14 protein-coding genes are annotated in these 14634 nt (G+C 64.4%); 11 read left to right on the forward strand and 3 right to left on the reverse strand.

Annotated features, from left to right (window positions below):
• Window positions 1–40 precede the first annotated feature (40 nt).
• The gene (gene hrpA / locus AAHM40_RS23335; protein ID WP_342246806.1) at window positions 41–4048 is read left to right on the forward strand and encodes an ATP-dependent RNA helicase HrpA; all 4008 of its coding nucleotides are present in this window, start codon (window positions 41–43) and stop codon (window positions 4046–4048) included.
• Complete coding sequence (locus tag AAHM40_RS23340; RefSeq protein ID WP_342246807.1) at window positions 4048–4581, forward strand: DUF3087 domain-containing protein; 534 nt, start codon at window positions 4048–4050, stop codon at window positions 4579–4581. The genes hrpA and AAHM40_RS23340 overlap by 1 nt, the downstream gene beginning before the upstream one ends.
• A gap of 124 nt (window positions 4582–4705) precedes the next feature.
• Here AAHM40_RS23340 and AAHM40_RS23345 read toward each other — a convergent pair whose 3' ends face one another.
• On the reverse strand, window positions 4706–5140 hold the full coding sequence (locus tag AAHM40_RS23345; RefSeq protein ID WP_342246837.1) for an HIT family protein: 435 nt from the start codon (window positions 5138–5140) through the stop codon (window positions 4706–4708).
• Window positions 5141–5733: 593 nt separating this feature from the next.
• Here AAHM40_RS23345 and AAHM40_RS23350 point away from each other — a divergent pair.
• From AAHM40_RS23350 to AAHM40_RS23365, 4 genes are all read left to right on the forward strand, one after another.
• Window positions 5734–6855: a beta-ketoacyl-ACP synthase III gene (locus AAHM40_RS23350; protein WP_342246808.1), complete on the forward strand. Its 1122-nt coding sequence runs from the start codon at window positions 5734–5736 to the stop codon at window positions 6853–6855.
• On the forward strand, window positions 6855–7466 hold the full coding sequence (locus AAHM40_RS23355) for an RNA polymerase sigma factor (RefSeq protein ID WP_342246809.1): 612 nt from the start codon (window positions 6855–6857) through the stop codon (window positions 7464–7466). Before AAHM40_RS23350 ends, AAHM40_RS23355 begins: the two co-directional genes overlap by 1 nt.
• Window positions 7460–7693, forward strand: a complete 234-nt coding sequence (locus AAHM40_RS23360) for an anti-sigma factor family protein (protein WP_342246810.1) — start codon at window positions 7460–7462, stop codon at window positions 7691–7693. Before AAHM40_RS23355 ends, AAHM40_RS23360 begins: the two co-directional genes overlap by 7 nt.
• Window positions 7694–8197: 504 nt before the next feature.
• Window positions 8198–9511 carry an OprO/OprP family phosphate-selective porin gene (locus tag AAHM40_RS23365; RefSeq protein WP_342246811.1) on the forward strand — a complete coding sequence of 438 codons (1314 nt, stop codon included), beginning with the start codon at window positions 8198–8200 and terminating at the stop codon, window positions 9509–9511.
• A gap of 111 nt (window positions 9512–9622) precedes the next feature.
• On the opposite strand, the gene AAHM40_RS23370 is transcribed toward AAHM40_RS23365, so the two are convergent.
• Window positions 9623–9943, reverse strand: a complete 321-nt coding sequence (locus AAHM40_RS23370; protein ID WP_342246812.1) for an antibiotic biosynthesis monooxygenase family protein — start codon at window positions 9941–9943, stop codon at window positions 9623–9625.
• Window positions 9940–10638, reverse strand: coding sequence for a CTP synthase C-terminal region-related (seleno)protein (locus AAHM40_RS23375; RefSeq protein WP_342246813.1), 699 nt, complete (start codon window positions 10636–10638; stop codon window positions 9940–9942). Before AAHM40_RS23375 ends, AAHM40_RS23370 begins: the two co-directional genes overlap by 4 nt.
• A gap of 100 nt (window positions 10639–10738) precedes the next feature.
• Here AAHM40_RS23375 and AAHM40_RS23380 point away from each other — a divergent pair, with 100 nt between their 5' ends.
• The 5 genes from AAHM40_RS23380 to AAHM40_RS23400 all read left to right on the forward strand — a co-directional run bounded on the left by AAHM40_RS23380 (window position 10739) and on the right by AAHM40_RS23400 (window position 14610).
• Window positions 10739–11632: a LysR family transcriptional regulator gene (locus AAHM40_RS23380; protein WP_342246814.1), complete on the forward strand. Its 894-nt coding sequence runs from the start codon at window positions 10739–10741 to the stop codon at window positions 11630–11632.
• Window positions 11633–11694: 62 nt separating this feature from the next.
• Window positions 11695–12222, forward strand: a complete 528-nt coding sequence (locus AAHM40_RS23385; protein ID WP_342246815.1) for an SRPBCC family protein — start codon at window positions 11695–11697, stop codon at window positions 12220–12222.
• 190 nt (window positions 12223–12412) lie between these two features.
• On the forward strand, window positions 12413–12790 hold the full coding sequence (locus AAHM40_RS23390; RefSeq protein WP_028626425.1) for a YciI family protein: 378 nt from the start codon (window positions 12413–12415) through the stop codon (window positions 12788–12790).
• Window positions 12791–12821: 31 nt separating this feature from the next.
• Window positions 12822–14045, forward strand: coding sequence for an RNA polymerase sigma factor (locus tag AAHM40_RS23395; RefSeq protein ID WP_342246838.1), 1224 nt, complete (start codon window positions 12822–12824; stop codon window positions 14043–14045).
• A 121-nt stretch (window positions 14046–14166) separates the two neighbouring features.
• Window positions 14167–14610, forward strand: a complete 444-nt coding sequence (locus AAHM40_RS23400) for a YybH family protein (RefSeq protein ID WP_280282685.1) — start codon at window positions 14167–14169, stop codon at window positions 14608–14610.
• Window positions 14611–14634 lie beyond the last annotated feature (24 nt).

Consider the following 14634-nt stretch of genomic DNA (forward strand, 5'->3'; position numbering starts at 1 on the left):
TCCGCCCTTGCCGAAAACGACAGCAGATCCAGCGGACCCGATGAGCGAGCAATCCCCCAGCCCCGAACAACTCCTGAAACGCCTCGACCAGGCCATGGGCGCCGATCGCCATCGCCTGCGCCGGCAGCTCCACGAGCTGCGCAAGCACCCGGATGACGCCAAGTTGGCGCAGTGGGTCGAGCGCGTCCAGGCCTCGGTAGCGCGGGTCGAGGCGCGGCGCGCCAGCGTGCCGGTGATGCGTTACGACGACGCCCTGCCCATCGCCGCCAAGCGCGACGAGATCAAGGCAGCGCTGGAAAAGCACCAGGTGCTGGTGATTGCTGGTGAGACCGGCTCGGGCAAAACCACCCAGCTGCCGAAAATCTGCCTGGAGATCGGCCGTGGCACCCACGGCCTGATCGGCCACACCCAGCCGCGTCGGCTGGCGGCGCGCAGCGTGGCGACCCGGGTGGCGGAGGAAATCGGTAGCCCGTTGGGCGAACTGGTGGGCTACCAGGTGCGCTTCGAAGACCAGTCCAATGAGCGCAGCCTGATCAAGCTGATGACCGACGGTATCCTGCTGGCGGAAACCCAGCACGACCGCTTCCTCGAACGCTACGACACGATCATCGTCGACGAGGCCCACGAGCGCAGCCTGAACATCGACTTCCTCCTCGGCTACCTCAAGACGCTGCTGCCGCGCAGGCCCGACCTCAAGCTGATCATCACCTCCGCGACTATCGACCTCGAGCGCTTTTCCAAGCACTTCAACGACGCCCCCATCATTGAAGTCTCAGGCCGGACCTACCCGGTGGACACCTGGTACCGGCCGCTGGCCGCCGAGGTGGACGAGGATGGTGAAGCACTGTTCGATGACCTCTCCGTGGACCAGGGCATCCTCCGTGCCCTGGACGAGATCGCCGCTCACGAACGTGAAGTGGGCAAGCGTCCCGGCGACGTGCTGGTGTTCCTCCCCGGCGAGCGGGAAATCCGCGACTGTGCCGACGTGCTGCGCAAGGCCAACCTGCGCCACACCGAAGTACTGCCGCTGTATGCGCGGCTGACTCCGGCGGAACAGCAGAAAATTTTCCAGCCCATGGCGGGCCGCAAGATCGTCCTTTCCACCAACGTCGCGGAAACCTCCCTGACGGTCCCGGGCATCCGCTACGTGATCGACAGCGGTACGGCGCGCATCAGCCGCTACAGTTACCGCGCCAAGGTCCAGCGCCTGCCGGTGGAAGCGGTATCCCAGGCCAGCGCCAACCAGCGCAAGGGCCGTTGTGGCCGGGTCGAGCCGGGCATCTGCGTGCGCCTCTATAGTGAGGACGACTTCCTCTCCCGCCCGACCTTCACCGATCCGGAGATCCTGCGCACCAACCTGGCGGCGGTGATCCTGCAGATGCTGCACTTGCGCCTGGGCGATATCGAGGCCTTCCCCTTCATCGAACCGCCAGACGGCAAGGCGATCAAGGACGGCTTCACGCTGCTGCAGGAGCTTTCGGCAGTCAACCGCGAGAGCCAGCTCACCCCCATCGGTCGCCAACTGGCGCGCTTGCCCATCGACCCGCGCCTAGGCCGCATGGTGTTGGAAGGCGCCCGTCAGGGCAGCCTCGACGAAGTCCTGATCGTGGCCGCCGCGCTGTCGGTGCAGGACCCGCGCGAGCGTCCGATCGAGCGCCAGCAGGCTGCCGACCAGGCCCATGCGCAGTGGAAGGACGTGGACTCCGACTTCGCGGCGCTGATCAACCTCTGGCGCGGTTTCGAGGAGCAGCGCCAGGCCCTGGGCTCCAATGCCTTGCGTACCTGGTGCCGGAAGAATTTCCTCAACTACCTGCGCCTGCGCGAATGGCGTGACGCCCACCGCCAACTGGTGCTCATCTGCCGCGAGCTCAAGCTCTTCCCCGAGATCGGTAGGAGCCAGCTTGCTGGCGAACCTCGCAAGACGCCGAAGGACACCCCCCTTCGCCAGCAAGCTGGCTCCCACAAGGGCGCGGAGTCCGCGGAGCGCAGCATCGATTACGCCAAGGTGCACAAGGCCATCCTCTGCGGCCTGCTCAGCCAGATCGGCCAGAAGACTGAAGACGGCGACTACCTGGGCGCCCGCCAGCGGCGCTTCTGGATTCACCCCGGCACCGCCATCGCGAAGAAGCGCCCGCAATGGATCATGGCCGCCGAACTGGTGGAAACGACCAAGCTCTTCGCACGCATGGTGGCGAAGATCGAACCGGACTGGCTGGAGCCCCTGGCCGGTCACCTGGTCAAGAAGAACCACCTGGAGCCTCACTGGGAGAAGCGTCGCGGGCAGGTGGTGGCCTTCGAGCAGATCACCCTCTATGGCCTGATCATCGTCGGTCGTCGCGCCGTGCATTACGGCCCGGTGGACCCGGAGGTCTCCCGCGAGCTGTTTATCCGCGAAGGGCTGGTGCGTGGCGAAATCCAAAGCCGGGCGAAATGCCTTTCCGCCAATCGCCAACTTCTGGAGAAACTCGACGAACTGGAAGCCAAGGCGCGGCGTCGTGACATCCTGGCCGATGAGGAAACCCTCTTCGCCTACTACGCAGCGCGATTGCCGGCGGATATCTACCAGACCGCGACCTTCGAGAAGTGGTACGAACGGGAGCGTACGAACACGCCGGACCTGCTGATCATGCGCGAGGAAGACGTGCTGGCCCGCGAAGCCAGCGAAGTCACCGCTGCGCAGTACCCGGACACGCTGCACCTGGGTGAGCTGGAGCTGCCGCTGTCCTACCACTTCGAACCGGGCCACCCACGCGATGGCGTGACCCTGCGAGTGCCGGCGCCGCTGTTGCCGCAACTGCCGCCGGAGCGCCTGGAATGGCTGGTGCCGGGCCTGCTGGAAGCCAAGTGCGTGGCCCTGGTGCGCAACCTGCCCAAGGCCATCCGCAAGAACTTCGTGCCGGTGCCGGATTTCGTCAAGGCGGCGCTGGCCAAGCTGGTGTTCGCACAGGGCTCGCTGCCCGAGTCCCTCGGCCGCGAGCTGCAACGCATGACTGGGGCCCGCGTGCCCGAGGAAGCCTGGGTGGAGGCCGCTGCCCAGCTGGAAAGCCACCTGAAGATGAACCTGGAAGTGGTGGATGCCCGCGGCAAGTTCCTTGGCGAAGGCCGCGATCTGGTCGAGATAACCGCCCGTTTTGCCGAAGCCAGTCAGGCGGCGCTCGCCATCCCGCAGGCGCAGAAAGAGCAGAAGCCGGTAGAAGCCAAGGGCTTCGCCCAGGTCGCGGAGAAAACCCAGCAAAAGGTCGCCGGCCTCTCCATGACCGTGTACCCGGCGCTGGTGGAGGAGGGTGGCAGCGTCAAGGAAAGCCGCTTCCCGACCCAGGCTGAAGCCGACTGGCAGCACCGCCGTGCCCTGCAACGCTTGCTGCTGCAGCAACTGGCGGAAACCGCCAAGTTCCTTCGCGGCAAGCTGCCCGGCCTCACTGACCTGGGCCTGTTGTACCGCGACATGGGGCGCGTTGATGCGCTGGTGGAGGACATCCTCCTGGCCAGCCTGGACAGCTGCATCCTTGACGGCGAAGCCAGCCTGCCTCGCGATGGCGCGGCCCTGGCCTCACTGGCCGAGAAAAAGCGCGGCGCCTGGGCCGAGCATGCCGAGCGCCTGGCGCGGTTGACCCTGGAAATCCTCAAGCTCTGGCATGGCCTGCAGAAACGCTTCAAGGGCCGCATCGACCTGGCCCAGGCGGTGGCGCTGAATGACATCAAGGCGCAGCTGGGCAACCTGGTCTATCCGGGCTTCGTCCGTGAAACCCCGGCGGAGTGGCTGAAGGAACTGCCGCGTTACCTCAAGGCCGTCGAGCAGCGCTTCGACAAGATCGCCGCGCAGTTGCAACGCGACCGCGTCTGGTCGGGCGAGATCGCCGGCTACTGGGAGCAATACCAGGCGCGCCTGGCCAAGCATGCCCAGGAAGGCAAGCGCGACCCCGAGCTGGTGCTCTACCGCTGGATGCTGGAGGAGTACCGCGTCTCGCTGTTCGCCCAGCAACTCGGAACGCGCATGCCGGTTTCCGACAAACGTCTCAACAAACAATGGAGCCAGGTAGAAGCCTGATGAGCCCCTTCGAAATCCGTCCCATGAGCCCCGAGCTCTACCGCCAGCAGACCCGTCGCATCACCCTGGTGGTCGCCGGCCTGTTCATTGCCTTGGCGCTGCTGCTTTCCACCTTCTGCGTGAAGGTGTTCGGTACGCCCGGCGGTGACAATTTTCGCTGGAACCTGATCGGCGTGCTGGCCGGACTGGCGCTTACCGTTGGTGTGGTGCGCATCCAGTTGTGGCCGCGGCCCTGGATGGCGCCTGCGGTCTACGGTTGGCAGCTCAAGCGCAGCCTGATGCGCGTTACCAACGTCATGCACAAGGTCAAGGCGGGCGTGGCAGCCGGTGACCCGGCGGCGATGAAGCTGTTGCGCTTCTATCACCTGGGCTTGACCCAGATGCACCAACTGGACGGCAACAGCGCCGACCTCAACCACCATGTGCGCGAGATCGACCAGCACCGCGAAGCGATGGAAGCGCAAGGGCTGGAGGTCGAGCAGAACCGCCTCGAACCAGCCTGGCTGGAGGCGGTGAAGGGCTACGGCAACTGACTACGGCCTGCGCGGAGTAAGTCCCTCCAAGGGTGGGTCACGCTTCACCGATCCATCCATGCGGGGCTGCGGTGGCTGCGCAGGTGAAAGTGGAAAGCGACTTCCACCTCACGTCAGCCGGTGGTTACTGCAGATGTTTCAGCAAGCGTGCCTGCAGCGCTTCCAGCTCCGCCGGGTCAGCCTTCTTGCTGGCGTGGATGCCCAGCGACTCACCTTCGAAGCGCGGCACGATGTGCATGTGGATATGGAAAACGGTCTGGCCCGCGGGTGCGCCGTTGAACTGCGCCACTTGAACGCCGGCGGGTTCCAGTTCCTTCACCAGTACATGGGTCAGCCGTTGCACCACGGCCATGACCTTGGCCAGGGCATCCGCTTCGATCTCCAGGATGTTGCGCGCAGCGGAGCGCTTGGGAATGACCAGAGTGTGGCCGAAGGACTGCGGGAAAATGTCGAGGAAGGCGAGCACGTCGTCGTCCTCAAAGAGTTTGTAGCAGGGGGCTTCGCCGCGAATGATCTGGGCGAAGACGTTCTGCGGGTCATAGGTGCCGTGCAAGCTCATCGAGGCGCTCCATTTGCCGGTTGCGAGAGCCATGCACCTTACCCTTCGCAGCGGCGGCGGAAAACCCCGCCAACCAGGATCGAACGCCGACCGGACCACCTCCTGGCTGTGTCTTTCTCGGCCAGTAGCTACGCGCTCCAGAGCAACCAGGATCAGCAGGCAAGGGACGCAGGCGAGTTGCCCGCTCAATGTCAACAGCCAGTCCGAGCGAGCCCTGGCCACGGCGTCGCTCCTCGCCGGGCAAGGCGTTGCTACGCTTTGTCACCTCAAGGTCGCAAACTGACTGATTATTCTCGTTACTTCGCCGATGATTTGGCGAAAGTCCCCGTCGCCAGCCGTCGTTTCTGGCGTTACCCTTCGCATCTGGATAAGAAAGTGGGGCACCCGCCAAGAGAATTCCGGCGAGATCGCCGACTGTCGCCAAGGGCGTCGGTGGGGCACGGCAAAGGATGCTCGTGTTGTGGCCTCCACCCTGTTTGCTGTTCCTTCCCGCCCTGCGGGACGACCATTTTCCGCTGCCGGCCGCCTGGGCCGGTGGCTGACTGCCTGAACCGGCCGTTCGAGCGAGCGGCCCAGTATCGAGAGGATCGACCGTGCACAACGTCGTGATCAGTGGCACCGGCCTGTACACCCCACCCAACAGCATCTCCAATGAAGAGCTGGTGGAGTCCTTCAATGCTTACGTGCAGGCGTTCAACGCCGAAAACGCCGCCGCCATCGAGCGTGGCGAGATGGAGCCCTTGGCCGAATCCAGCGTGGCGTTCATCGAGAAGGCGTCCGGCATCAAGAGCCGTTTCGTGGTGGACAAGGACGGTATCCTCGATCCCAAGCGCATGGTGCCGCGCATCCCTGAGCGCTCCAACGACGAGTGGGGCATCCTGTGCGAGATGTCCGTGGCCGCGGCCAAACAGGCCCTGGAACGCGCCGGCAAGACCCCGGCCGATATCGATGGCGTGATCGTCGCCTGCTCCAACCTGCAGCGTGCCTATCCGGCCGTGGCCATCGAAGTGCAGGCCGCCCTGGGCATCAATGGTTTCGGCTACGACATGAACGTCGCCTGCTCCTCGGCGACGTTCGGCATCCAGGCCGCCACCAACGCCGTACAGACCGGCCAGGCTCGCGCCATCCTGATGGTCAACCCGGAAATCTGCACCGGTCACCTGAATTTCCGCGATCGCGACAGCCACTTCATCTTCGGTGATGCCGCCACCGCAGTGATCATCGAACGTGCCGACCAGGCCTCCTCCAGGCACCAGTTCGACGTAGTTGGCACCAAGCTGCTGACCCAGTTCTCCAACAACATCCGCAACAACTTCGGCTTCCTAAACCGTGCCGCCGAAGAGGGCGTGGGCGCCCGCGACAAGCTGTTCGTCCAGGAAGGCCGCAAGGTATTCAAGGACGTCTGCCCGATGGTCGCCGAGCTGATCGCCGCCCACCTGGGCGAGAACAAACTCAACGTCGGCGACGTGAAGCGTTTCTGGTTGCACCAGGCCAACCTCAACATGAACCTGCTGATCGCCCGTAAGCTGCTGGGCCGTGATGCCGAGCCGAGTGAGGCGCCGGTGATCCTCGACACCTATGCCAACACCAGCTCCGCCGGGTCGGTGATCGCCTTCCACAAGCACCAGGACGACCTGCCCAGCGGCGCGCTTGGTGTGCTCAGCTCCTTCGGCGCCGGTTACTCCATCGGTAGCGTGATCCTGCGCAAGCACTGATGAACCACCCGGCCGACGCTGACCTGCTACCCCGGCTGCTGGCCGGGGAGCAGGGCGCCTATCGCGAGTTGATTGGCGCCTACCAGGGCGCCATGCGCGCGGTCGCCTATGCCATCGTTGGCTCGCGTCTCGCCGACGAAGTCGTGCAGGACGCCTGGTTGGCCGTGGTGCGCAACCTGAACGGCTTCCAGCAGCGCTCCAGCCTCAAGACCTGGCTGCTGACCATCGTCGCCAACACCGCCCGCAGCCGGCTCAGGCAAAACCGACGTGAAGTCCTGCTCGACGACCTGCCCGCACCCCACGGGACGGTGGATGAAGCGCGTTTTTCCGAGGACGGCCATTGGGCCGCCGCGGTTCCCGCCTGGCATCAAGACTCACCCGAGGCCCTGTTGACCGAAGAGGAACTGCGCGAGTGCCTGGAAAAGACCCTGCTCAGTCTGTCGGAGATGCAGCGCAGTGTGGTGCTGCTGCGTGAGCGTCAGGGGCTCGAGTTGGAAGAGATCTGTAATTTAATGGAGATATCGCTCTCCAATGTCCGGGTGCTGCTGCATCGCGGACGCCTGAAGCTGTTCGCCACGCTGGAACATTTCGAGGAGACGGGCCAATGCTGACGTGCAAGGAACTGGTTGCCCGCTCCAGCGGCCTGCTCGATGGCGAGTTGAACTTCCGCGAGCGCATGGCCGTGCGCCGTCACCTGATGCTCTGCCGCAACTGCCGGCGCTTCATCAAGCAGATGAAGCTGACCCAGGCCGTTGTCCGTCTACTGCCCGAAAGCCAGGGTGCCGAAGTGGACGACCTGGCCGCGCACCTGGCGCAGAAACGCCGCGACTCCCTCTAGGCTTTGCACGAAAAGTGCCTGCGCATGGGTGATGCTGCGTTGAAGTTGGCCTCGAGCGCGAGTCCGATCAGAATGCTCATTTACAACACGTAAACTGCGCTTCTTAGGCCGACTGATTCGCTGGCGCTCACCCTTCGGGCCAGCCTTCGGCTGTTACTCCCGATGGTCGTTGCGCCTTGCCTGACCTTCGCTCGACGACCTCTCCTATAAAACCTAGGCCTTTCGATTGTTTGATCGGAGCGGGTAGTCGCGAATCGCGATTTCCGCAACCCGCCGTTTTCAGCGCCATCTACTGCGAGAAGACCACTGAAATTGGCTGAAAGGCCCGTTCCAGAGCGTCTCGTTGCTTATGAAAATTCGAAGTAAAAAAGTTCCGTTGTCACAAAATATTTATATATAAGCAACTGAGCTGAAATAACCCGCCGCCAAGATTCCCCTCCAGCACCGACGAGCCCAGACGCTCTCGTGTTTTCTAACGCTAAAGACCAATAGGGGAACCCTTCGATGATCCGTAAGCACTTCGCCGGTTTTGCCGCCAGCGCCATGGCCCTGGCCATTTCCGCCCAGGCTTTCGCTGGTACCGTTACCACTGACGGCGCCGACATCGTCGTCAAGACCAAAGGCGGCCTGGAAGTCGGCACCACCGACAAGGCCTTCAGTTTCAAACTGGGTGGTCGTCTGCAGGCTGACTACAGCCGCTTCGATGGTTTCTACACCGTGAACGGCGATACCGCCGACGCCGGCTACTTCCGTCGCGCCTTCCTGGAACTGGGCGGTGTTGCCTTCACCGACTGGGCCTACCAGATCAACTACGACTTCTCCCACAACGCCGGCGGCGACGCCAAAGCTGACGACGGCTACTTCGACGAAGCCTCCATCGCCTACACCGGCTTCCAGCCGGTCGTGATCAAGATGGGTCGATTCGACCCCGACTTCGGTCTGGAAAAAGCCACCAGCTCCAAGTGGGTCACTGCCCAGGAACGTACCGCTGCGTATGACCTGGCCGACTACGTGAACAACCACAACGGCGGCATGGGCGTACAGGCTTCCGGCACCTTTGGTGCGTCCCTCTACGGTTCCGCCGGCCTCATGGCCAACGACGCCACCAACCGTGACGAAGACGGTGACAGCGTCAAGCAGTTCAACCTGCGCGGTGTGTTCGCCCCCATGCACGAAGCCGGCAATGTGCTGCACTTTGGCGTGAACTACGCAACCCGCGACCTGCAGGACACTTCCTTCGATGGTCGTATCCGCAGCCGCCTGGGCATCCGCGGTGTGAGCACCGAAGGTGGCCAGGACGCCGGCACCAACGGCAACCGCCTGGTTCTGGCCGGTTCCAACAACACCCCGGTCGGTGCGTACGACAACGACAGCACCTTTGGCCTGGAAGCCGCCTTCGCCGCGGGTCCGTTCTCCATCCAGAGCGAATACCTCAAGCGCGAAGTTGAAGCCAAGGCTGCCAACCGTGAAGACATCGACGCCGATGGTTACTACGTGCAGGTTGCCTACACCCTGACCGGCGAAGCCCGTGACTACAAGCTCGGCAAGTTCGACAAGATCAAGCCGTCCAACAAGCAGATTGGCGCCTGGGAAGTGTTCTACCGCTACGACAACATCAGCGCTGAAGACGACAATGGCGCTTTCGCCACCATCGACGACGTCGAAGCCAAGGTGCACAACCTGGGTGTGAACTGGTACGCCAACGAAGCCGTCAAGCTCAGCGGCTACTACGTCACGACCAAAGTGGACAACGCCACCAACTCGGTAGGCGACGACGACGGCGACGGCATGGTCTTCCGTGCCCAATACGTGTTCTAAGAAGACACGGGTTTCCGCTCCTTTGATTGAGCCCCGCCATCTGGTGGGGCTTTTTTATGATTGCGGCAAAGGGCAGAGCCGCGGGGCGTTGCCGTTGGCACGGGCCTGCCTTCACCCCATTCCGTATTCCCGCTCCACATAAGCCACCCGCGTGCGAAACGCCCGGTACCACTGCTCGCGGCCGCGCCGCTGCGCTTCCCGGTGTTCGGCCTGGGTCCGCCAGGTGCGGATTTCCTCTTCGCTACGCCAGTAGGACACCGTGATCCCCAGCCCATCGCTGCCCCGCGCGGATTCCACGCCCAGAAAGCCTGGCTGGTCGCGGGCCAACTCCAGCATGCGCTCGGCAGTGGCGGCGTAATCCCGTTCCGTTTCGCTGCGCAGGGAGGTGAAGATCACGGCGTAGTACGGCGGCTCGGGTGTGCGAGCAATCATCGGGCGTTCTCCTGGCAGGCGTCGACGAAGGCCCTTACCAGCGGTGGCAGGCGGCCGATCAGGGCGGCGCGCTCCGGTTGGAACAGCGTGGCCACGAAGAAGGGATGGCCGTCCAGCTCCACCGCCCTCACGGCGCCAAGGGCATCGGTGGCGGCAACCTTCAGTGGCCCCTGGGTGAGTGCTTCGCGGAAGTCGGGATTGAGGCCGTAGCCACAGAAGTAGCCCTCGAACGCTTCATGCGCGCCATAGGCTTGGGCCAGTTTCGAGCCGGGCAGCAACTGCACCCGTTCCAGGGTTTCCCGCAAGGCGCAGGGCAGGGGACTGATCACCGCGCGCGGTGCATCGGGCGAGTTTTCGGCGTGTTCCGCGTCGGTCCAGCCCAGCACATGGCGCGCATGCTCCAGCAGGGCGTGCTGGAAGCCACCACAAGTACCGAGAAAGGGCAGGGCATTGCACCGCGTATGCGCGATGGCCTGCAGTACGCCTTCGGTGTCGCGGTAGGGGCTGCCCGGGACGCACCAAAGGCCCTGGTATTCATCCAGGCGGGCTTCGCCGAGGCGGTCGGTGGCTAGCCAGACACCTTCCAGCGCCCGGCCTGTGGCCTGCGCGGCGAGCTCCAGGGCGCGTGGAATGGCGCGGTGTGCGGTGATGCCGTCGTCCCTGTCGCCGATCAGGCCGATGCGCAGTTGCTTCATCTCTGTCCTCCCATGCCGGGCACGGCTTGCACCCGTTCAGGCGAACTATATAGTTGCGTCGAGGCAATCAATATTGGCGAACTGGCAAGGTGGGATTGCAGTGACGCAATACAGAATCGATCACGCCGACCTCGCTTTGGTCTTGGCGCTGGTTCGTGGCGGCACCCTGGCGCGGGCTGCCGAGCAGCTCAAGGTGGATGTCTCCACCGTGTTCCGTTCCCTGCGTCGCCTGGAGCAGGCATTGGGCAGCGTGCTGTTCGAGAAGAGCCGCGCCGGCTACCTGCCCAATGCGGCGGCACAACTGCTGGCGCAGCAGGCCGAGCTGGCGGAGCGGGCGCTGGAAGCCGCGCGTCTGGGGCTGGAGCAGGGGCGCGAGGCCGTCAGCGGCACCCTGCGCCTGACCTGCACGGATGCCGTGCTCCATGGCCTGCTGCTGCCCGCCCTGGCGCGCTTCATGCCGGCCTATCCCGCACTGGAACTGGAGCTGACCACCTCCAACGATTTCGCCAACCTCAGCCGCCGCGACGCCGATGTCGCCCTGCGTCTGACCACCGCGCCGCCCGGTCATCTGGTGGGCCGCTGCCTGGGCCCTGTGCCCTATGTGCTCTGCGCGGCGGACAGCTACCTGGCACGCTTGCCGGAACGCGACCCGGCGCGGATGAGCTGGATTGCCCCGGACGATTTCCTGCCTAACCACCCCAGTCTGGTCTGGCGCCGCCAACGTCACCCCGAGGTACAGCCAGCCTACCGTTGCAACAGCATGCTGTCGGTGGCGCAACTGGTGCGCGCCGGCCTCGGCGTGGCGGCGCTGCCGGAATTCCTGGTACGTGGCGAGCCGGGCCTGCAGGTCCTGGAAACCGACCTGTCCGGCTGCGCCAGCGCGCTCTGGCTGCTGACCCGGCCGGACTGCCGAGCCCTGCGTTCGGTTACCACCCTGTTCGAGGAGCTGGCGCGCCATATCACGCTACCGGGCACCGCCGCGCAGAGCGGCTAACCTTGTTCAAGCTGTACTGCCCAAGTGCCAGCCCACCCGTCTGCAAGCCCCTGGAGGGCGCCATGTTCAAAGCCATCGTTGCCATCATCGTTGTCGCGATAGTCGGCGTGCTGGGGTACGCCGCGATCAGCCCGGATCGCTTCCGCATCGAACGCACGACCATCATTGCCGCGCCGCCGGAAAAGGTCTTCCCCCTGATCAACGACCTGCACCAGTGGAAGGTCTGGTCACCCTGGGAGAAGATCGATCCGGCGCTCAAGCGCAGTTACAGCGGCCCGAAGGAGGGTGTGGGCGCGGTCTATGCCTGGCAGGGCAATAACGAGGTGGGTACCGGTAGCATGGAGATCACCCGGAGCGAGCCGGCATCGAAGGTGGAGATCAAGCTGGACTTCCAGATGCCCTTCGAGGCCCACAACACGGCCGAATTCACCTTGCAGCCACAGAACGGCAGCACCCAGGTCACCTGGGCCATGTACGGGCCTTCGCCCTATACGCACCGGCTGATGCATGTGTTCTTCGACATGGATGACATGGTCGGCGGCAAGTTCGACCAGGGCCTGATCAACCTCAAGGCCGCCGCCGAGAAATAGTGTGATACGAACCGCTCGGCCCCTGGGCAGGCCGGGCGGATTCTCGCGGCTATCCTTCCTCCTTCGGCGACGAAAAACTGTAGCGGTCCATCCTGACGAAGAACGGAATTTTCCATCGGCCTTGTCGATTCCCGTCGCGGTCGAACGACCAATGGATGTCAGTACCCTGCAGCCACCCGAGGAACCCACCATGAAATACCTGTGCCTGATCTATATCGAGGAAGCCAAGCTCGCCACCCTGACCGATGCCGATTACCAGGCCATCGCCGGCGAATGCATCGACTACACCGAGCAGCTCACTGCCAGCGGTCACTACCTGGCGTCCAATGCCCTGGAGTCAGTGCGCACCGCCACCACCCTGCGCATGCAGGGCGGGCGCGTGTCCATGACCGACGGCCCCTTCGCTGAAACCAAGGAGCAGCTCGGCGGCTTCTATCTGATCGAGGCGCGTGACCTCAACGAAGCCCTGCAGATTGCCTCCAGGATTCCGCCGGGACGCCTGGGTTGCATCGAGGTGCGTCCGGTTCGTGAACCTGAGGTTCGACCTACGCTGGGTGCCGCCTCGTGAAGACACGGAGGGCCTGATGGACGAGGCTGAACTGCGCCAGCGGGTCGAGGCGATCTACCGCAGCGACTCGCGTCGCGTGCTGGCCACCCTGATTCGCCTGTTGGGGGATTTCGACCTGGCCGAGGAAGCCCTGCACGACGCCTTCATTGCCGCCGTGCAGCAGTGGCCACGGGATGGCATGCCGGCCAACCCGCGCGCTTGGCTGGTGTCGGCGGGGCGCTTCAAGGCCATCGACAGCCTGCGCCGACGCGCCCGCTTCGATGCTTCCAAGCGCCACCTGGTGGATGAGCTGGAGGAGGCCGCCAGCGCCTTCGAAGAGGGTGAGGATGTGGAGGACGACCGCCTGCGCCTGATCTTCACCTGCTGTCACCCGGCACTGCCGGCTGACGCCCAGGTGCCGCTGACCCTGCGCGAGGTCTGCGACCTGAAGACCGAGGAAATCGCCCGCGCCTTCCTCAGCAGCCCGTCCACCGTTGCCCAGCGCATAGTCCGCGCCAAGGCGAAAATCCGCGACGCGCGCATTCCCTATCAGGTGCCGGCCCTCGCCGAGTTGCCGGAGCGGCTGGATAACGTCCTGCGGGTCATCTACCTGGTGTTCAACGAGGGCTATTCCGCATCCTCCGGCGATTCGCTGATCCGTACCGACCTGTCCGCCGAAGCCATTCGCCTGGCACGGCTGCTTCTCGAACTGCTGCCGGACCCGGAAGTCATGGGCCTGCTCGCGCTCATGCTGCTGCACGACTCGCGCCGCGCCGCCCGCGCGACCGAGGATGGCGAGCTGATATTGCTGGACGACCAGGACCGCAGCCTATGGGATCGGGCGCAGATCACCGAGGGACTCTCCCTGATGGCCCAGGCCCTGGCCAGCCGGCGCGTCGGTGTCTATGCCCTTCAGGCTGCCATCGCCGCCGTGCATGCCCAGGCCGCGGATGCCGAGCGCACCGACTGGGGGCAGATCGTTGGCCTCTACGACGTGCTGCAGCGCCTGGTGCAGTCGCCCGTGGTGGCACTCAACCGAGCCGTTGCCATCGCCATGCGTGATGGCCCCGAAGCTGGATTGGTTGAGGTGGACGCGCTGCTTGAGGCTGGCGAGCTGAATGACTACCACCTGGCCCATGCGGCCCGTGCTGACTTCTGTCGCCGCCTCGGGCGCAAGGCCGACGCGCAGGCGGCCTATCGCAGTGCCCTGGCGCTGGCGCGCCAGGAACCCGAGCGACGCTTCATCGAGAAGCGCCTGCGTGAACTGGAGCGTTGAGGGCACCGCTCGTCGGCCTTGACCGGAGTGGTGTCGAAGTAAGACAGCGGCCCACGACTAAGCGTGAATCCGCCGGCAGCGCGCTCGGCGGAACCCCTTACCGGAACCGAGGAAATGCACCATGAGCAGCGAAACCCTCAAGGCTACCGCCGAACTGGAAGTGCACGAAGTCTTCAATCAGTGGCTGAAGGCGGCCCGCGCAAAGGATGTGGATGCCATCCTGGCCTGCTATGCCGATGACGTGATCGCCTTCGATGCCATCCTCAAACTGCAGTTCAAGGGCCTCCAGGCCTACGGGCAGCATTGGCGTTTTTGCACGGAGATGTGCGGCGGCGACGGAATCTTCGAACCGGCCGATCCGACCATCCATGCCGACACCAGCGTCGCCTTCCTGCATTGTCTGGTCCGCTGCGGCGGCGAGCAGGACGGCGAGGTGAAGACCAGTTGGATGCGCGGTACCCAGTGCTACGTCAAACGTGGCGGGCAGTGGAAGATCGTCCACGAGCATTTCTCCGCGCCCTTCGACATGGAAAGCGGCAACGCCCTGTTCGATCTCCAACCCTGACCCTGACCCTGACCCTGACGCGGC

Source organism: Pseudomonas sp. OTU5201 (assembly GCF_038440135.1).
In the GTDB taxonomy this organism is placed as follows: Bacteria; Pseudomonadota; Gammaproteobacteria; order Pseudomonadales; family Pseudomonadaceae; genus Metapseudomonas; species Metapseudomonas resinovorans.